Genomic DNA, 18,570 nt, shown 5'->3' with positions numbered 1-18,570 from the left:
GGTTTGGTCACCTCTGCGGATGTGAAATCGCGTGACCTCCGGCAAGCGCACGACCGGCGTCGGGCCCTCGTTTCGATGCAGGGATATCCCTTATGATTCAACGACCAAAGGGGAGTTATCTTGAGCCGTATAAGTATCATCCTGCCCGCCAAGAACGAGGCGGCTGCACTGAAAGACCTGTTGCCGCGCCTGACGGCTGCCCAGCCGGGGGCGGAGATCATCGTGGTGGACGACGGGTCGACGGATGAGACACGTGCGGTGTGTGCGGCGGCGGGGGTTGTGTGTCTGTCGTCGCCGTATTCGATGGGGAATGGGGCGGCGATCAAGCGGGGGGCGAGGGCGGCGTCCGGTGAGATACTTGTCTTCATGGATGGCGACGGGCAGCACGACCCAGCCGACATTGCGCGCCTGCTGGCGCGGCTGGAGCAGGGCTATGACATGGTGGTCGGCGCGCGCGACTGGGAGAGCCAGGCCGGCGTTGGTCGTGGCGTGGCCAATACGGTCTATAACTGGCTTGCCAGCAAGATGACCGGTCAGACGGTGGCCGACTTGACGTCGGGATTCCGGGTGGCTCGCGCCGGTCGCTTCCGCGAGTTCATTCACCTGCTGCCGAACGGGTTCTCTTACCCGACGACGAGCACGATGGCGTTTTTTCGCAGCGCGTATGGCGTGGCCTATGAGCCGATCAAGGCGGCCCAGCGAGTGGGCAAGAGCCACATCAAGCCGCTGAAGGACGGTGTGCGCTTTCTGCTGATCATTTTCAAGATTGCAACGCTTTATTCACCGTTGAAGTTGTTCTTTCCGGCGAGTGCAGCATTCTTTCTGCTTGGCGTTGCCAATTATGCGTGGACCTTCATTCACGAGGGGCGCTTGACCAATGGCAGCACGCTGATGTGGAGTGCATCCGTGATCGTTTTCCTTATAGGTTTGGTTTCGGAGCAGATCACCTCGCTGACGTATCGACCCAGTGAGAGGCGTTCATCATGACGACGCCGCTAGGTATGGACGAACGTCGGCAACTCGAACACATTCGCGAGTTCTATGATGCCGAATACTACGGTGCGACTCCGGGCCAGCACCCACTGCCTTGGCATTGCCGCCTCGCAGCGCGCGAAATGACCCGGGTGGCTGGCGGCGATGTTCTGGATGTAGCTTGCGGGACTGGCGTATGGCTTGGACACTTCGCGAAAATGGGTGCGCGTAGCGTAAGCGGAGTCGATCTATCCGGGCGAGCAATCGAGGCCTGCCGCGCCACGTTTCCACAAGGCTTTTTCCATACGAGTCCTGCCGAAACACTGCCTTTTGCTGACAACAGTTTCGATGTCGTCACTTGCATGGGTTCGCTTGAGCATTTCATCGATAAGCCGGAGGCACTGCGGGAGATGGTTCGCGTTTCCCGGCCGGGCGCCCAGTTCCTCCTGCTTGTGCCCAATGCGGGGTTTCTCAGTCGGCGAGTCGGCCTCTACGGCGGAACCCATCAGGTGAAGGTAAAGGAAGACGTGATAGCGCTCGACGCATGGGCCGAGCTATTCGAAGCGGCGGGTCTGTCGGTACATCGTCGCCGCCGCGACCTGCATCCCCCTAGCTGGCGCTGGATTACGCATGGCAAGTGGTGGACGTGGCCTGTAAGGGCATTGCAGCCCATGTCACTGGCCGCATGGCCGATGGCGTGGCAGTACCAGGTGTACCACTACTGCGGGCGGACAGGGGAGTAAGCCCACGTGCCTCGTCTGTTATTGGTAACCCGTAATTTGCCACCGCTTCGCGGTGGGATGGAAAGACTCAATCTGCATCTGATCGCTGAGCTTGCGCGCAGTTCGCCTATTGACGTCGTTGGGCCGCGGGGATGTGATGCCATGCTCGGTGAGGCGTCGCGTGTGGTCACGTGCGCGCTCAAACCGCTGTGGCGATTTCTGGTCGAAGCATTTGTGCAGACCGCTAGGCTCGCCAAGTCATCGCGTCCCTCGCACGTAATTGCGGGGAGCGGATTGTGTGCTCCTATCGCTTGGTTCGCTTCGCGCATGGTCGGCGCACGCGCCGCCGTTTACATCCATGGTCTTGACATCGTGACGGACAACGCCGTTTACCGCCGCTTGTGGATGCCGTTCGTGCGCCGCTGCGATGTGTGCATCGCGAACAGCGCCAACACGGCACAGCTTGCAAGAGAAGCCGGTGTTCCGCCCGAGCGGATATACGTTGTCCATCCCGGCGCCACCATTCCGGTCGTCGCTCCAGATGCAGACTCTGTCACCGCATTTCGTAGCATGCGAGGCTGGGAAGGGCGCCGGGTGCTCTTGTCCGTGGGACGACTCACAGAGCGCAAGGGCGTGCTGGACTTCGTTCGAGACGTGTTGCCTGCGCTGGTGAAGGACGAGCCGACCCTTCTTTTTGCCGTAGTGGGTAACGATGCGCCGAATGCGTTAAGGCAGCGGCGTTCGGATATTCGCGCCTCCATTATGGAAGCTGCCGCTGCCGCCGGGTTACTTGAGCATGTGGCCCTTTATGGAGAGCTGCCGGATGCGGATCTCGATTGCGCCTATGCGGCGTCGGATGTTTCTATATTTCCGGTCAAGACCATTCCTGGCGATGTGGAGGGGTTCGGGATGGTCGCCATTGAAGCGGCCGCACACGGCTTACCTACGGTTGCCTACGCCGTAGGCGGTGTACCTGATGCAATTTCAGATGGCGTTTCGGGCCGCCTTGTAGCGGCGGGTGACTCTGAGGCGTTTGCCCAGGCCGTAAAGGATGTCTTGAAATGCGGCCGTGCCCATTTCGCGGAAGGCTCCAGACAATTCGCGCAGCGATTTGCCTGGACGCATTTTGGCGACGGCGTCCGTCGTGCGATGGATCTTCCAGATGTTGGCTGACCCGCGCCCTGCGAGGGTCGACGAGCTGGCATCGATCACTGTTACGTTCAACCCCGATCTGTCCATCCTTAAGCGGCAACTGAGTGCGTTGCAGGAGGTTGGAAGAATCATCCTCGTCGACAATGCATCGGAGCCCGCGATTCTGCGAGATGTACGCGATCTGGTAAGCAAGTTCACCGGTGTCGAATTGATTGAAAACTCTTCGAATGAGGGATTGGCCGCCGCCCTTAATTCGGGGGTTGCGCGCGCGAGCTCGTTCCAAGGGCGATATCGAGCGGTGTTACTCTTGGATCAAGATTCCGTATTTACAGCTGATGTGCCGGGCAGGCTGCTTTCTGCGCTAAATCAGGTTCAAGCCGAGACCGGCACATTATGCTGTGTGGGGCCAGTCCTAGTAGATCCGGACACGAAGCTGGCACACGGCTTTCACTACATCGAAAACGGTTGGCTATGGTCGCGCGCCTACCCGGCTGCCGATGCTCCTCCGTTCGAACTCGCAAATCTCAACGGAAGTGGCACGACAATGTCACTTGAGATGGTCGAGCGCATCGGTGAGTTTGACGCTGCGATGTTCATCGATCATGTCGATACAGAGTGGTCCTTCCGGGTTGCCTCACGAAAATTCGGCCTTTTCGGCATTCCGTGGATATCGTTCTATCACCGGATGGGGGAAAGTGGCCGCCGGATTTGGCTTTTCGGCTGGAGGGTCTGGCCCGAGCGCAGTCCGTTACGACACTTCTACCTGTATCGAAATACGATTTGGTTGCTTCGCCGCGGATACGTTCCTGCCATTTGGAAAGCCTGGGCAGTAGTCAAGATGGTGCTGACACTATTCATAGTGACCATAAGCGACCGACGGCGCAGCAAGCAACTCGGCATGATCTGGAAAGGCGTTATGGACGGAGTACGGAAGGTGAGCAAGTGAGCATGACGCCGATCCAATGTGGGCATTGCGCCGAAGGAGTGGGTGATCGTTGGTCCAGCGGTCGTACTGATCGCCAGCCAGATTGTCCTGCGTGTCTGAGCGATAACCGCAGAAAGTTTGCAGAGAGCGTGTTCGATCACTTGCACCCGAACGGGCCCGATCGTTGGACAGTGTGGCGATGCGAACGCTGCGCGAGCCTGTTCCTCGATCCACGGCCATCTAGCGACTCGCTTTGGGCAGCTTACTCGTCATATTACACACACGTTAACGAGGACGCTGGCGCCCGTCGCTCTACTGCGTATCGTTTGGTCTGGAGTATGGTGAACGGCTATATGAATCGCCGCTTCGGCGCTCGGTTCTCGCCGGCGTCGATACTGGGATACTGGCTGGCTTTCATTCTTGAACCAATTCGCCTAAAGCTCGATTATCACGGTCGCCACCTGTTCCTTGCGGCGCATCGCGAAGGTGTTCGGCGTGTACTGGATGTCGGCTGCGGCAATGGCGAGTTCCTTCGCCGTGCAATAACGATGGGCTGGGAAAGTACGGGTATTGATCCAGATCCTGCCGCGGTCGATGCGTGCCGACAACAGGGGATCGATGCTTTCGTTGGGTTCATCGAAGACGAAATGCACGGTATGCCTGTAGACTTCGATGCAATTACCTTACGTCACAGCATTGAGCATGTGCCCGATCCCCCTGCACATTTGGCCCGATGCCTTGAGTTGCTTCGACCGGGTGGCATGCTTTGGATGGCATGGCCCAACCCTTCCGGGCCGGGCTCCAGGGTATTTCGCGCGAGCTGGCGTGGCCTTGAGGTTCCGCGGCATCTCTGTGTCCCATCGGCTCGTTCCATGAGGGCTTTACTTCGCCGGCAGGGTTATTCCAATGTGCGGCTACTGAGGCGTGGGCACCATGCCAAGGGTATTGTGCGCGAGAGCACCCAGATCGCTTCACTGCGTCCCGGCTGGGTGAATAAGATCCGGCAACATCTAGGGCCACTCGTGGCTCTCTGGGCTAACGTCGCGGCTACTTTCAGTTCTCAGGGGGGCGACGAGCTCGTCATCGTTGCATTTGCCCCTGTGCGCAGCAATGCCCGTGCATAAGTGCGTGGCCCTTGTTCTGCATTTTCGCTCGGCGGAAATGACAATGCAGTGCCTTGTATCGCTCTCTAGGCAAGGATTGACTGATGTCGTTCTTGTGGACAACTCGGAAGACGGTAGAGCTTCTCTCAATGAATTGGAGCGAAAGCTCCTAGCTGTAAGGATGAGTGTCGTTTCAGTTGAACCTGGCAGAAATCTCGGGTTCGCGGCAGGCATTAATCTTGGCATGGCCATCGTTGAACGGGATTTCGCTGGCAGTGATGTGCTTCTTATCAACAACGACGCCACGCTTTCGGAGGGTACCGTCGATCGCTTACGACAAGCCGTAAGCGGGGACCGGCCTACAATCGCGGCTCCATCGATCGATGGCCCCACAGGCATTGTCGCTGCGCGCACGTATTACCGACATTTCAGCGGAACGATCAATCCTCGCGGACCAGGGCTTCGTGGGCATGCTTTGCTCGGAGGAGCTTGTCTCCTCCTTCATCGCGAACTCGCGCGGTGTCCTATTTTCGATGACTCATTCTTCTTCTATGGTGACGACATCGAGCTTGGCTTTCGCATGAGTCGAAAGGGCGTTCAATTAATTGATGTGCCCGAGGGGCTAGTTATCCACCAAGGCTCGGGTAGTAGCGGTAATGGCTCTCTTTTCTACGAGTACCACATCGCCCGCGCGCATCTTCTTCTCGTCGGAAAGTTGGGGTACGGCCCCGTAGGACGTGCAATGCTCTTTGCGGGACGGGGGCTGTTCCTTTCAATACGCGCGTTGATTCGCAGCCTGCGCTCCGCCTCGTTGCGGCCCTGGAAAGGCTTGATAATGGCGGTATCGGACGTAGCGCGTGGACGCTTGAGATCGCTTACACCCTCCGTTGGAGGTTGACAAGGTCACATGAGCTTTTCTGCGCGGCGAACCAATATCCAGCCATATACTGCCATTGCACACTCGGCAGTGGAAAGCGAGACGGCCATGCCGCGCGGTCCCGCGAGCCGAGAGCCAATGATCAGCAGGCCGCTAAGCGCGATGATGCCAGCCAGTTCGAAACGTAGCCGCTGCAACGGATGTCCCAGGGCGACTAGGATCGTGCCAGCCGCGAGCCGCAACGAAACGAAGGGTGCGGCTAGGGCAACGAATGGCATGAGCTGCGCAGCGTCTGCGTAGCTGTTCCCAAAAAGGAGCGGAAGCATTGGTGCCGCGTTGAACATGATGATGCCACCGATTAGTCCCCAGGCACATGAAAGGATAGCAACCGTCCCGATCAATTTTTGGCCGCTCTCCGTGGGTTCGGCAGCGTGGCGGAAGAGTCTCGGTTGCGCAGCGAGCAACATCCCTACAACCGGCATAACGATCGCATTCATGACGCGGGAAGTAGCACTGTACACGCCTGCTGAATGTTCGCCCAGGAGTAGGGGTGAGGCGATTTTGTCGAACTCGGTGGGATTGGCCGCGACGATATGCATGGCGGCATAACTCGATCCACTACGTATTTCACTGCGAAGTGGTCGCCGGACCCGCCAGCCCAACTTCACGAAACGAGTTGTAACCCAAAAAGCCGCGAGAAGACCAATAAAAGATCCTGCTGCTTGAAGAAGCACGAACTGAATCAAGGAGGCGTGGGTGAAAATTAGGCAGGCGCCTGCGGACAGCATTCGAAGCAATAAAGGGAGTGTTAGTACTGCTTGTCCTGTGGGCACCCGGCCAATCGATTGGAGCACAAAGCAAAGCATGAGTGTCAGCGGGGAAAACAGCAGTTCGACTCCTCCAACAACTGCTAGCGCCGGGAGCGACATCGCGTCGCCGGCAAGGGGATGTGCGGCGAAAGGAAACACGACAGTAAGCGCGACTCCAAGCCCGACGGTCAGCGGCCATGCGTAGCTCCACACGTCAGCGGCCGCTCCTGGGTCGCGGGACGAGCGCTTCATGAGCACGTATCCCGAGCCTAGGTTTGGAAGAAGTCCGAGAACTACGGCAAGTGAAGCAGCAGAAATATAGCCGCCGTACACTTCCGGCCCCAAAAAGTGGGTAACAAGGATCAATGTTGCTCCCTGGATAACGATCCGCACGGCCATCATTAAAATGGTCCGTATGCTGCTCAACGCAAGGGGGCGTGCGCTCACCTGCAACCCTCTGGACGCTCGCAGCGGGTTCGCTTAGCGTCACTAATCAATTTCTCCAAGGAGTCGATGTCGTGTGTGAGTCGTCCGCCGACGTTCGCTCCAGTAAGTGCTTTGACCTGAGCATCAGCCGTCGCAAAGTCGCCACGCTGTACCGCAATACGCCCCAAGGACACCCTGTAAGCTGGCTCATTCGGCGCTTTTTCCACCACCTCCGACTGCACTCGATACGCGAGGTCACTGTCGTGGATCACCGCGTAAGCAAAGTTGGCGTAAATTGCCAGAAGCCTCGGACTTCGGTGATCGTGCGAAAGAGCAGCGGCGAAGGCATTTAGTAGGTGCTGAGCTTGAAAGTGGCAGGCTTCGGTCTTGAGGCACTGCGAAAGCGAATCCAGGGAGCTCTCGTCCTGGATGGTCGCATCGCGTGTTCTAAGCTTGGCCTCTATACTTGTCCACCAGGCCTCCTTCACTGGCAGGCGCATTTTAGAGGTCATAAATATCAGTGCTTGTTCTGGAAGTATTGACGAGCCTCGCAACTGAGAAGCGCGCTCCAGTGGCTCGTAAACCAAAGGTACGAAGGGAGATGAAGGATCATAGTTTGAGTAGATAATGTAAGTTCGTCCCAACTCGTACTGCGCTCGCGGTGAAGAAGGAGCCCTCAGCGCAAGCTCGCGTGCTAGTGAAAGCGGATCGCCCCAAGCTATAGCCGTCCATCCGGTTATGGCGATCCACGATAAGGCGAGCAGGCTGAGAGTGGCAGTAGCGACGCGCCTTCCGAAAATGTTGTCCCGCGGAATAGCCGCCGCTAACGAAGCCAGGGCAAGCATCAGGGCGAGGCTCGAAAAATAATTACGATGCTCGTACACCAACTCTAAGGGCAGAACAGTACCAGTAAGTACGTGGCAGCCAAAGAAAAGCGCAATGCCCAGTCCGGCTAGTGCGGCGCGATTTCGCAGCCACCAGCAGAATGCAAGAAGCGCGACAATGCCAGCCAAGCATGCGGCAGTCGAAGGTGGTGAAAATATTCCCTGCGATATAACGAAATCATCGTGGTAGAACGAGAGCGCGTTGGGCCGCGGCACAATCGTCCACGAGATGTAATCCACGATGATGCGCGCTTCGCTAAGCAGTCGCGTGGATAGTGTGAAGTCGCGCGTGGTCCACGTCGACGGGGTCAAAAGTCCCGGCGCGAGCCAGGCAATGCCTGCAAACATCGGCAAGATGAGGAAGAACGTGAAAAAGTAAATAACACGTTTGTCAGTCCTGCTCTCGTCCCCGTCACCGCAAACACGCCTCCCCCGGAAAATGAAGATTTCGATCAGGGCAGCGTAGAGCGGTAACATAATGGCGGTTTCCTTTGCCAAGATGCCAATGGCGGTTCCCACGAGAATGCTCGCGGTCGCATGCACGAATCCAAGTCGCATGCCGGCGAGCATTCGCTGACGACCTGCGACGTAACCCCAAAGCCCCAGAAGTACGGCGAGATTCGCCATGCTTTCCATGCGTTGCACAACATAAAGGACAGACGTTAAGTTGATTGGAAGGACTAGCCATGCGGTTGCCACCAGCGCAGCCTGGCGATCACCGGCCGCTACGCGAGGGCCTTGACCATGTGAGGCTCGAATCAGTGCTCTGAGGAAAAGGAATGCGGCAAGGCCGTTAAATAGGTGTATGCATAGATTCGTCAACTTCATTGCGGGTGCATTGGCGCCCGTGACGAGGTAGTTTATTGCAAAGCTTAGTGAGGCCAGAGGTCTTTTGAAATCGCTGGCGGGCGACGACAGCGCCGCGTTCAGAAGATCCGAAACGCTCGTGCTCGTCACATGGATGCCATCGTTGTCGACGATGTTTGGGTAGTCGTCGAACAACCATGTGCCGGAAAGTCCGGGCCAGTACAGAATAGCCGTAATGATCATCCCGGTCGCGAGTATCAACCAAGGGCATGGAGCGCGGCTGGTCAGCTTTGTTTTCCAGTTCACGAACTAACTCCGAGATGCTCTTCGACGACTGAAAATAAAAGAGTCGTTTTGTTCATGGATGACTCTTGATGTCGGCGCGAAGACTTTCTTCCAATCGTTCTCGTTCTACGCTCCAATAACGCTGGCGCTTCAATACCCAGGCGTGAAGCGAGGTCATATCGATGGCAGGAGGCGTGCTTGCAGGAGTTAGAGCATCGTAGGTCGTGAGATGCTGCATGCCGAGAGTCGAAAAGCCGGCTGACCCCAGTTCGGCTGCTTGTCGAAGTGCGATACTTTCGCGCGGTTCGTAAGCTAGGGCAAGATTATAATGAGTTAGTGCCTCTTCTCCCCGGCCTTGCGCAAGGCGCACGGCCCCGATTACATGTTCGAGGTCTTGACGCCTGCCGGCAGCGAGTCGCGGATTCGTTAGACCGGAAGATGCGATCTTCACTAAAGCCTCTGCATCGAGTCCGGGGCATGCCCCGGACTCGACTACGGGAAGAATACGGTCATACCAGCTCACAATCAGTGTTCCAGGGTCCGGTGCCGTGCCTAGCGAATTCGCTGCTGCGGCTATGTCGGTGGGACGCACGCCGCCGACAGCACAACGAGCAGCGATGAGGTTTATGGCCAGTTGCACCTCTTCTGGGTGGCGCGCGAGCATGGGTTCTAGTCGTGACAACGCAGCCGCTGGGTCGCCGCGGCCCACTTCTTCCTGCGCAGCTAATACCTGCGCACGCGGGGAAGCTGGGTTGAGTGCAGCCCATAACGTCGCCTGCTGGCTGGTATCTCCCCATACAATCGCGTTCGATCTTGTCATCACGAAGAGCGTAGAAAGAATAACCGTGGCGAGTGCTATGCGCACAGCGAGGCTTGGAAAGGATCGCGGATTGTCATCAATGCGCGGTCTCAATCGCAAGGTCGCTCCGCTTAACCAGAGTCCGAGAGGCCAGAACATAAAGGCCGCTGGTAGATAGTTGCGATGCTCGAAATATAGTTCCAGGGGGATACTCGTGGATTCCAACAGATGCCCTGTGACAAAGAATCCCCAGGCCATCGACCACGCTGGAGTCACTCGTCGAAAATGAAACGCCGCGGCCGTCACGACGACGATGAAGGCGAGCGCGGGCAGTGTTGTCCATGGATGTAGCAAGGATGTGGAGACGACAGTAGCGTCGTTGAACAAGCCGGCGGTGTACGGACGCGGCATCCATAACGAGCGGATGTAGTCAATAACGATGCGTGCTTCGGTCAGGAGCCTTTCAATCATTGTCCACGGCCTATTCCCTAGTCCGTGGCGAACCCCTTGGGAAAAAGCGTACGCCAGACCGATAGCGATTAAGAGAAAGCACATCCAGCACGCCGCAATCGCTACGCGGTACGGCTGTGTGGGCCGGCCATTATTATGAAGTACGGTCCGCCGCAATAAAGTATGTTCGATTACGAGTATAAAAAGAGGGAGGAGGACGCCGTTTGCTTTTGCCAGTACGCCAAGCAGGGTGAAGGCCGCTAGCGATGCCATGGCGATCGAAGATCCAAGGCGCGAAATTCCGCGTTGCATCAGCTCCCAGCCATGCACCCAACCGAGCAATCCCATAAAAGCGAATGTCGCGGGCAGCATGGCTTCGCGTTGCACGATGTACAGCGTTGTCGAAACAAAGAAGGGATGAAGCAACCAGCTGCCAGCGCCGATCAGTGCCGCAAAGCCCGTCTTCTGAGGAGTCAGGTTCCATCGGGCATCGCGTGACGCTACTTTGCCCAATCTGATCAACAGAGTGAAAAGCAGTAAGCCGTTTAGCAGGTGTAGAATCAGATTGGTGCGTTTGAATGGATATGGATCGGCGGGCCAATCCCTAGCGTCGATCAGGAAGCTGATCACCGACAATGGTCGTCCAGTCGGATCGGCGTGTCCGGATGTGGCGTAACGAGCGAAAGTGGCCCAGTCTTCCACGGGACCGGTCTCACCGAGCGATGGTAAGTTGGCGAAGTCGTCGAATAGAAAGCCGCCTTCCAACCCTGGGCGGTAGGCCAGCCATGTGGCAGCCGTGAGGAGGAGCATGCAAGCGAAGGGCAGGAGGCGGCGGATGCTCATGAATCCAAATATTGGGAAGCGCCAAAGAAAAAGGATCGCATAAAGCGATCCTTTTTCCTCCCAGCGTCCAACTTAATTATTACGAGGTGCGGCAGTTCGACGGCAGGTAGTTGCTCTTGATCGTCGTGCTCTTGCAGGTCCAGGAAATGCTGCCAGCGTTCGAGATCGGCGAGAGCAGCAGCGTCGCGTTTGTGCCGATCTTATTGCTGGCTTTGGGGCCGCCATAGGTGGCGGTGATCAGGCCGGTAGCGCCGGTGTCGACGTCGATCTGTGAAACGTACTGGCCCTTGATGGACTTGTTGACCGCAAGGCCCGCCGAGGTGTTCGACTTCGGGAAGCGGCCGGTATTCTGGAAGAACTCCGCGACAGCCGTCTTGGCGCCGTCAGCGAGGACCGGACCTTCCGAGACCTGCGAGCGGATGGTGTAGTCCTGGTAAGCCGGGATGGCGATGGCGGCCAGGATGGCGATGATCGCAACGACGATCATCAGTTCGATCAGGGTAAAGCCTTTCTGTACGTTCTTCATGGCGTTCCTATCTTTGTGTGGTTAGCTAACCATATGTGTGGTGCCCCCTGAGCCCCGGTTCCGGATCCCCCTAGGAAGGGCCGGCCCCCTTTCTCACTCACGTGGTCAGGTACGACCAGGAAGCTCGTGATGTCGCCTGCATGTTGCGTGCCACAGGTGACGGCGCTTATTCGCTCATATTACGCCTGCAGGGATTGTGCCGGTTGTCACGTGTGGCGAGCAAGAGGAAAAGTCCCTGACTTCCAATCTGACGCCGGGTGCCCATTAGAGTCACATAGTGACGCGAGACGTCACCTACAGTGGTCAGCGGCAGGACGTCGGAAGGTAGCGTGCATCCATCAACGAACCCTTGCAAACCCATGCAATGCTCCCTGCGTTGGTGATGGGGGAAAGCACCAATGCACTGCCTTGAACGTGACTGTTTGCTTTCGAGGTCTGGAACTTCACCGTGATTGCGCCGCTCGTCACCTTTACCGAGGAAACGTACTTTCCAGCGATCGAAGTTTCCGTCGCGAGCCCTGCGGACTCGTTACCCGCGGGTAATCGGCCCTTATCGGCGAAAAAATCCCAAATAGCGGTCTTTGCGCCGGTGGATAGATTGACGCCCTCGGAGACTTGGGCGCGGATGGCGTAGTCCTGATAGGCCGGAATCGCGATTGCTGCGAGAATGGCGATAATTGCAACGACAATCATTAACTCTATCAATGTGAAGCCTGCGACGTCGCAGCGATGTTGCATAATTCGATTCCCCTGAAGCTGTTTCCCCCTCCGAGCAGGTTTTGTACCAACAGCTCTCCGTGAGCGTAACCGCAGCTCCTCGGCGTGACGTGGATCGTTCAATCGTTAGTCGTGTGGGGTGTTGCGTGCCGAGCCTGGCTCATACCGTGGCGATAGTGGAGCAGAAAAGTACCGCCTTGACAGCTCCACACCACGGAATGCCCTGACGTAGCGCAGCTCGGCCTATAGCACCGTATATATGACTGTCGCGTACAGCAGTAATCTGGCTGTCAACCGCGCACCCCGACGAGACGATGTTACGAAGGTTGCCATGGAAAAAAGGTGGTGCTGTATCCGGAACTCTCGGTCGGCCTTCGCTTGCACCTGTCGCCTCCAAGCCTTACCGTCCCAGCGGCCTTACCAAGGGAGTCCTATGAAACTTATTCTCGCCGCGCTGGCACTCGCGCTGGCGTCCGGCCCTGTACTGGGGGCCGACGCCGACGCCTCGCATCCGTTCTCGATCCGCGACTTGGTCATGATGGATCGGGTGAGCGACCCCCAGCTCTCCCCAGACGGCCGCTACGCACTTTTCGCGGTCCGCTCCACGGACTACGCCGCGAACAAGGGAACGACCTCCATCTATGTGATGGACCTCAATAAACCCCCGCAACCGGTCAAGGTGGTGGAGAAGGGCTCCTCGCCACGCTGGGCCCCTGACGGTCAGTCCATCTACTATTCCGCGGCAAAGGATGGCGTAGCCCAGGTCTGGCACCGTACGTTCGATGCAGATAACGGAAAAGGCCTGTCCCTGACCGTCCGCCCCGGCGATGCCGTGACCGACGCCCAGCTCGACGTCGGCTCCTTCAAGCTTTCCCCGGACGGCTCTAAGCTGCTCCTCAGCTACGAGGTCTTTACCGATTGCCCGGACCTGACCTGCACCAAGGAGCGCCTCGACGGCCGCGAGAAGGACAAATCCACCGGCACCGTCTACGACAAGCTCTTCGTCCGCCACTGGGATACCTGGGCCGACGGTCGCCGCAACCAGCTCTACATCGCGGACGCAGCCGGTCCCTCCCAGCCGCTTCTGCTAAGCCGCGGCATCGACGGCGACGTCCCCAGCAAGCCCTTTGGCGGCGAGGACGAGTTCACTTTCTCCCCGGACGGCAAGACGGTCTATTTCGACGCGCGCATCGCCGGCACCACTGAGCCTTGGTCCACCAACTTCGACATCTACAGCGTTCCGACCGACGGCTCGGCGGCACCTACCAATCTCACGGCCGACAACCTGGCCTGGGATGCCAATCCGCTGGTCTCCCCGGATGGCAAGACACTCTTCTATACAGCCATGAAGGAGCCCGGCTCCGAGGCCGACCGCTTCGGTATCTGGGCCCTGGACCTCGCCTCCGGCCAGAAGCACGAGGTGGACCCGTCATGGGATCGCTCGGCGGGCGCGCTGCAGGTATCGCCGGACGGCAAAACCCTCTACACAACCACCGACGACAACGGCCAGCACCCGCTGTTCGCGATCGACGTGGCGACCGGCAAGGCAACGATGCTGGTCACCGATGGCGCCGTGGGTGGGTTCGCACTTTCGGCAAAGAAGATCCTGCTGACCCGCGACGACCTCAAGCGACCGGCCGACCTTTACACGGCGGACCTGAGAGGGAAGGGCCTGAAACAGGTCTCGCACTTCAATGCCAAGCGGATCAAGAGCGCGCAGACGGGTGACTTCGAGTTCTACACCTTCAAGGGTGCGAACGGCGACACCGTGCAGGGCTATGTGGTCAAGCCCGTGGGCTACAAGAAAGGCAAGACCTATCCCGTCGCCTTCATCATCCACGGCGGCCCGCAGGGCGCCATGACCAATAGCTGGAGCTACCGCTGGAACGCGCAGACCTATGCGGGCCAAGGTTTCGCCGTGGTCACGGTCAACTTCCATGGTTCCACGGGTTATGGCCAGAAATTCACGGACGCCATCTCCGGCGATTGGGGCGGCAAACCGCTCGAAGACCTGAAGCTCGGTTGGAGCGCCGCGCTGTCGAAGTACAACTTCCTTGATGGCGACCGGGCCTGTGCCCTGGGAGCCAGCTACGGCGGCTACATGGTCTATTGGATCGCCGGCGTATGGAACCAGCCGTGGAAGTGCCTCGTCGATCATGACGGCGTCTTCGATGCGCGTGCCATGTACTACGACACGGAAGAACTCTGGTTCGAAGAAAAGGAGAACGGCGGCCCGCAGTTCGACCATCCGGAAAACTACGAGCGCTTCAATCCGATCAATCACGTGAAGGACTGGCGCGTGCCGATGCTGGTCATCCACGGCGGCAAGGACTTCCGCATTCCCGAGACACAGGGGATGGGTGCATTTACAGCCCTGCAGCGTCGCGGTATCCCGAGCAAGCTGCTGCATTTCCCGGATGAGAACCACTGGGTTCTCAAGCCGCAGAACAGTGTTCAGTGGCATGAGACGGTGAATGCGTGGTTGAAGGAGTGGACGGCTCCTATGGCTAAGTAAGTTCAGCAACAGCGGTGACCAGTGTGTCGCCGCTTTTTTTGCGCGGGTCAAAGCTCGCGATCGACTTTCCTCTGCAGGAACGTACGGCCGAACGCTGAAGCGGCAGAAGACGATATATGGTTATTGTCCCAATACAATGCCATGCCATTGCGGACCCCTGGGCAGGTGCGCTGATTGCAAAAAAAGTCGATGGTCTCGACGTAGGTCACGTTGTAGTGCTTTGCAGATATCGATTTGAGTAAAGCACGAACCATTGACGACTGAGCGACAAAGGCGTCCCTGCTGATCTCGCAGGAAGTCAGTACATGTCGCCTGATGCAATCGGGAACGTTGGCGGGCAAGTCTGGCGTAGCACCGAGCAGGTAGACATGTCTCACATGTGAGGACAAATGATCTACGGTCATTTTGAGATCGGCAGCGAATTCACGGTCGCCCGTCGCGGGCCAGCGTGACGCCAGAATGACCGTATCCATGGTCTCAACGCGTTTAAGCACGGCTGCGTTGAAGATCCGGCAACGAGCTACGTCTATAGGGCGCTTCCCATTGTCATAGTCCACGGCGGGTGCACAAGCATCGCGTGAATAACCGATAGCGGTCTTTTTCTCGCGGACGGCGAGCATTGTAGCGAACGGCTGGAAGGCCAGTGCGTGGGAATCGCCCCAGATGGCGACCGTTGGCGGCGAGTTACCACCAAGTACACATGCCGACTCGTCCGGCAAATGTTCGGGCTGAATAGAGAGGTTATGGCAGCTGGCCATGTTCAGTGGCATATCCCGTTCCGCGATGGCCGCTGGATCGGAGGACGGCGGCGACGACCTGGTAGCGTCCGCCACCTGTACGAGAAGCAATGCGACGGCGATACACGTTATCAGAGTTGCACCTGCCAAGTGACGCGGTAGAGCCATCGGCATCGCGTGCACTGGCCGCTCGAGCCAGCGCCACGTGCCAGCAGCGAGAAGAAAGGCGGCGAAAACGAGCGCCGCCTTGGTAAGAAGAGTGATGTCGCCGGGGATAGCAACGGCAGCCAATGCTAGGAGAGGCCAATGCCAGAGATAGAAGGGATAGGAAATCCTGCCAATGAACACCAATGGTGCGCACGAAAGGATCTTCCATGCGCCGCCCTCCGTGCTTGACGCGTGCAACAGCAGCGCCGTCCCGATTACCGCCGGGAGAGCGCCCAATCCCGGAAAGTGCTTTGTCGGGATAACCATGGCTACGATGACGAGTAGCGCACCTAACCAGCTTTCCCAGCGATTCGTTCTGTGTGTGGACGTTGGTGCCCAGGCGGCCAAGGCTCCGATCGATAGCTCCCACCAGCGTGAAGGCATGGCGTAGAAAGCGGCCTGGCTGCCGTGGTAGAGCGCCCACTCCGCAAAGGCGAGGGAGCCTAGCGCAAGTGCCGCGAATATCGTGCGCCGACCGCGGAGCGAAATCCGGCGCACAGCCAGCAGGGACATGGGCCACACGAGGTAATACTGCTCTTCGACACCCAGTGACCAGAGGTGTAGCAAGGGAAGGTGGTTCACATTCGGGCCGAAGTAGTTGCCCGTCGTGTACTGGAAGAAAACATTTGCGCCAAAAACAACTGATGCCGCGGCCGATTGCAAAGCGGAGGTCAGTTCGCCGTAGGAGAGAAATACAAAGCTGGACACCACGGTGGCTGTGAGCACGATCCCAAGGGCCGGCAGGAGCCGGCGAACACGCCGGGCATAAAAGGCCGAAAGGTGGATGCGTCCCGTCGCCTTCAGTTCTGCTTCCAGTAGCGAGGTGATCAGGAAACCGGATATGACGAAAAAGACGTCGACCCCCACGAACCCCGCCGGCGGCCCGAATCCGGCGTGGTAAAACACTACGCCGAGGACTGCGATGGCCCGCATGCCGTCGATGCCGGGGCGGTAGGCGAAGGTTCGCTCCTTGGGCGGCAGCGGTATGTGATCCATGGCGTCCTAAGAATTCTTGCGAAGGCCGTGAATATAGCTGAACCATGTCACGGCGCAGTCATCCGCCACTGGCTGCCGGCACGAGGCGCAGCGCGCTCGCCAATCAGCGGGGATCGTGCCCCGGTGCCCCAAGCGCACCCATCCAAATCCCCACAGCCACAGCCCCACCATCCCGAACCCCCATCGCCCGCTCACCCAGATAAGCCGCACGCCCCGCATTGGCACGCAACGTCGCAGTCTCATTAGCCCCCCGACACGCACCAGCATTCATCGCCTCCAGCGCCTGCGATGCACTCATCCCCGCATCCAGCGCCTCCTTGTAGGCATGCGCGGCCGGATACAACGCATCCAGCATCGTACGGTCCCCAGCCTTAGCCCCACCCAGTTCCGCGATGGCATCCGCCGCCGCCAGCAAGGCGCCATGCCACTGCAACGGTTGCGGGTCATCGACACCATCAAGCTCCCTGGCCGCACGCATCAGCCCAGTGGCATAGAACGGCCCCGAGCTTCCTCCAATAGCCTTGCGTACGGCATCGGCCATGCTCCGCAAAGCCATCGCCGGCGTGTGCCAGGCATGGTCGGGCAGTTCCAGGATCGCCTCCGCCCCACGCCGCAGGCTGGCTCCCAAATCGCCATCGCCCGCCCTGGTGTCCAGTTCGGTCAGTTCGTCCTCGGCCGCCAGCAGCGCGCGTGCAGCAGCATGGCTGGTGTTTCGAACAGCATCGCCCATGGGTGTGGGGGAAGTTACTGGCGGCGCCTCGTCAGGTGCGTGCTCCACCTGCAACACGGGCGCGTCGTTGAGCTTACCGCCGCCCGGCCATGCGGGCGCCGAAGCCGGCGCATCGAGCAAGGCAAGCAGTTCGTCGTCTACCTTCATCAGCGACAGCGATGCACCGGGCATATCCAGCGCCGTGAGGAAATTGCCGCACCACGCTCGGGCGACCTCCATGCCCCTGGCCTCGAGAAAACGCAGCGCGCTACGAAGCAGAATGTCCAGTTCCATCGGCGGTGTCGCACCCAGACCGTTCACCAGCAACGCAACCCGCTGGCCGCGCGTGAGATCAAGGTCGTCGATGATGGCCGTGAGCACGGTATCCGCCAGGCCGTCGGCCGTCGTGATGGGCCCCTTGCGAACCCCGGGCTCGCCGTGGATGCCCAGGCCATATTCAACCTCCTGCTCGCCCAGTTCGAAGCCGGGACGGCCGGCGGCGGGCACGGTACACGCGCCGAGCGCCACGCCCATCGAACCCAGGCCGGCTACCGCGCGACGGCCTGACGAGGCTACGTCGGCAAGGGACTTGCCGGCCGCCGACGCCGCACCGACCACCTTGTGAATCAGCACCGTGCCCGCAATGCCACGACGCTTGTCCGGTGCCACGGTGTCCCGCAACGCCACATCGTCGGCCACCGTGACAATCTCTACGGGGATGCCCTCGCTCCGCGCGATCTCCGCGGCAAGGCCGAAATTGAGTCGGTCGCCGGTGTAGTTCTTGACGACCAGCACGGCACCCGCAGGACCACCGACGACGCGAAGCGCGGCGAGCACCGCATCGACGCTGGGCGAGGTGAAGACGTCTCCCGCGATCGCGGCCGCGAGAAGCCCTTCGCCGACGTAACCCGCGTGAGCCGGTTCGTGCCCGCTGCCGCCACCGGAAAGGATCGCTACCGTCGAGTTGCCATCGTTCCGCTTGCGCACCACGACGTTCTGGTCGGAGAGCAGGGCTTGCCCCGGTGAGTGGGAAACGGCACCTTCGAGCATCTCACGGACGACATGGCGTGGATCGTTGATGATCTTCTTCATGGTCTACGGGGCCTTTC

Annotated in this window: 14 protein-coding genes; 7 read left to right on the top strand and 7 right to left on the bottom strand. The window is 59.0% G+C overall.

Annotated elements, in window-relative coordinates; translation table 11 throughout:
• The first annotated feature begins 120 nt into the window (after window positions 1-120).
• From AB8808_RS15775 to AB8808_RS15750, 6 genes are read left to right on the top strand one after another with little or no spacing between them, the layout of a single operon-like run.
• Window positions 121-987, top strand: coding sequence for a glycosyltransferase family 2 protein (locus tag AB8808_RS15775; RefSeq protein ID WP_369930570.1), 867 nt, complete (start codon window positions 121-123; stop codon window positions 985-987).
• Window positions 984-1,715: a class I SAM-dependent methyltransferase gene (locus tag AB8808_RS15770; RefSeq protein ID WP_369930569.1), complete on the top strand. Its 732-nt coding sequence runs from the start codon at window positions 984-986 to the stop codon at window positions 1,713-1,715. Before AB8808_RS15775 ends, AB8808_RS15770 begins: the two co-directional genes overlap by 4 nt.
• 6 nt (window positions 1,716-1,721) lie before the next feature.
• Window positions 1,722-2,867: a glycosyltransferase family 4 protein gene (locus AB8808_RS15765; RefSeq protein WP_369930568.1), complete on the top strand. Its 1,146-nt coding sequence runs from the start codon at window positions 1,722-1,724 to the stop codon at window positions 2,865-2,867.
• Entirely contained in the window at window positions 2,839-3,792 is a 954-nt protein-coding gene (locus tag AB8808_RS15760) for a rhamnosyltransferase (protein WP_369930566.1), read from the top strand. The genes AB8808_RS15765 and AB8808_RS15760 overlap by 29 nt, the downstream gene beginning before the upstream one ends.
• A 2-nt stretch (window positions 3,793-3,794) precedes the next feature.
• Complete coding sequence (locus tag AB8808_RS15755) at window positions 3,795-4,895, top strand: class I SAM-dependent methyltransferase (protein WP_369930565.1); 1,101 nt, start codon at window positions 3,795-3,797, stop codon at window positions 4,893-4,895.
• Between the two features lie 4 nt (window positions 4,896-4,899).
• Window positions 4,900-5,772: a glycosyltransferase family protein gene (locus AB8808_RS15750; RefSeq protein WP_369930564.1), complete on the top strand. Its 873-nt coding sequence runs from the start codon at window positions 4,900-4,902 to the stop codon at window positions 5,770-5,772.
• A 5-nt stretch (window positions 5,773-5,777) separates the two neighbouring features.
• Here AB8808_RS15750 and AB8808_RS15745 read toward each other — a convergent pair whose 3' ends face one another.
• From AB8808_RS15745 to AB8808_RS15725, 5 genes are all read right to left on the bottom strand, one after another.
• The gene (locus tag AB8808_RS15745; protein WP_369930563.1) at window positions 5,778-7,007 is read right to left on the bottom strand and encodes a lipopolysaccharide biosynthesis protein; all 1,230 of its coding nucleotides are present in this window, start codon (window positions 7,005-7,007) and stop codon (window positions 5,778-5,780) included.
• A complete protein-coding gene (locus tag AB8808_RS15740; protein ID WP_369930562.1) occupies window positions 7,004-8,983 on the bottom strand; it encodes a tetratricopeptide repeat protein in 1,980 nt (659 codons plus the stop codon). Before AB8808_RS15740 ends, AB8808_RS15745 begins: the two co-directional genes overlap by 4 nt.
• A gap of 52 nt (window positions 8,984-9,035) precedes the next feature.
• Window positions 9,036-11,054 carry a tetratricopeptide repeat protein gene (locus tag AB8808_RS15735; protein WP_369930561.1) on the bottom strand — a complete coding sequence of 673 codons (2,019 nt, stop codon included), beginning with the start codon at window positions 11,052-11,054 and terminating at the stop codon, window positions 9,036-9,038.
• A gap of 79 nt (window positions 11,055-11,133) precedes the next feature.
• A complete protein-coding gene (locus tag AB8808_RS15730) occupies window positions 11,134-11,580 on the bottom strand; it encodes a pilin (protein WP_369930559.1) in 447 nt (148 codons plus the stop codon).
• Window positions 11,581-11,883: 303 nt separating this feature from the next.
• Window positions 11,884-12,318: a pilin gene (locus tag AB8808_RS15725; protein ID WP_369930558.1), complete on the bottom strand. Its 435-nt coding sequence runs from the start codon at window positions 12,316-12,318 to the stop codon at window positions 11,884-11,886.
• Between the two features lie 412 nt (window positions 12,319-12,730).
• Here AB8808_RS15725 and AB8808_RS15720 point away from each other — a divergent pair, with 412 nt between their 5' ends.
• On the top strand, window positions 12,731-14,812 hold the full coding sequence (locus AB8808_RS15720) for a prolyl oligopeptidase family serine peptidase (RefSeq protein WP_369930557.1): 2,082 nt from the start codon (window positions 12,731-12,733) through the stop codon (window positions 14,810-14,812).
• Window positions 14,813-14,859: 47 nt separating this feature from the next.
• Here AB8808_RS15720 and AB8808_RS15715 read toward each other — a convergent pair whose 3' ends face one another.
• Complete coding sequence (locus tag AB8808_RS15715) at window positions 14,860-16,752, bottom strand: acyltransferase family protein (RefSeq protein ID WP_369930556.1); 1,893 nt, start codon at window positions 16,750-16,752, stop codon at window positions 14,860-14,862.
• 103 nt (window positions 16,753-16,855) lie between these two features.
• The gene (locus AB8808_RS15710) at window positions 16,856-18,553 is read right to left on the bottom strand and encodes a dihydroxyacetone kinase family protein (protein WP_369930555.1); all 1,698 of its coding nucleotides are present in this window, start codon (window positions 18,551-18,553) and stop codon (window positions 16,856-16,858) included.
• Between the last annotated feature and the right edge of the window lie 17 nt (window positions 18,554-18,570).

Origin of the sequence: Xanthomonas sp. NCPPB 2632 (genome assembly GCF_041228075.2) — a bacterium.
In the GTDB taxonomy this organism is placed as follows: Bacteria; Pseudomonadota; Gammaproteobacteria; order Xanthomonadales; family Rhodanobacteraceae; genus Luteibacter.
The sequence above is the reverse complement of the archived record's forward strand: the minus strand, read 5'-3'. Positions and strand labels throughout refer to the sequence as shown.

Excerpts from the sequence above, each read along its gene's own strand:
- AB8808_RS15770 (WP_369930569.1), top strand. The coding sequence starts at position 984 with ATGACGACGCCGCTAGGTATGGACGAACGTCGGCAACTCGAACACATT.
- AB8808_RS15725 (WP_369930558.1), bottom strand. The coding sequence starts at position 12,318 with ATGCAACATCGCTGCGACGTCGCAGGCTTCACATTGATAGAGTTAATG.
- AB8808_RS15730 (WP_369930559.1), bottom strand. The coding sequence starts at position 11,580 with ATGAAGAACGTACAGAAAGGCTTTACCCTGATCGAACTGATGATCGTC.
- AB8808_RS15735 (WP_369930561.1), bottom strand. The coding sequence starts at position 11,054 with ATGAGCATCCGCCGCCTCCTGCCCTTCGCTTGCATGCTCCTCCTCACG.
- AB8808_RS15715 (WP_369930556.1), bottom strand. The coding sequence starts at position 16,752 with ATGGATCACATACCGCTGCCGCCCAAGGAGCGAACCTTCGCCTACCGC.
- AB8808_RS15720 (WP_369930557.1), top strand. The coding sequence starts at position 12,731 with ATGAAACTTATTCTCGCCGCGCTGGCACTCGCGCTGGCGTCCGGCCCT.
- AB8808_RS15710 (WP_369930555.1), bottom strand. The coding sequence starts at position 18,553 with ATGAAGAAGATCATCAACGATCCACGCCATGTCGTCCGTGAGATGCTC.
- AB8808_RS15755 (WP_369930565.1), top strand. The coding sequence starts at position 3,795 with ATGACGCCGATCCAATGTGGGCATTGCGCCGAAGGAGTGGGTGATCGT.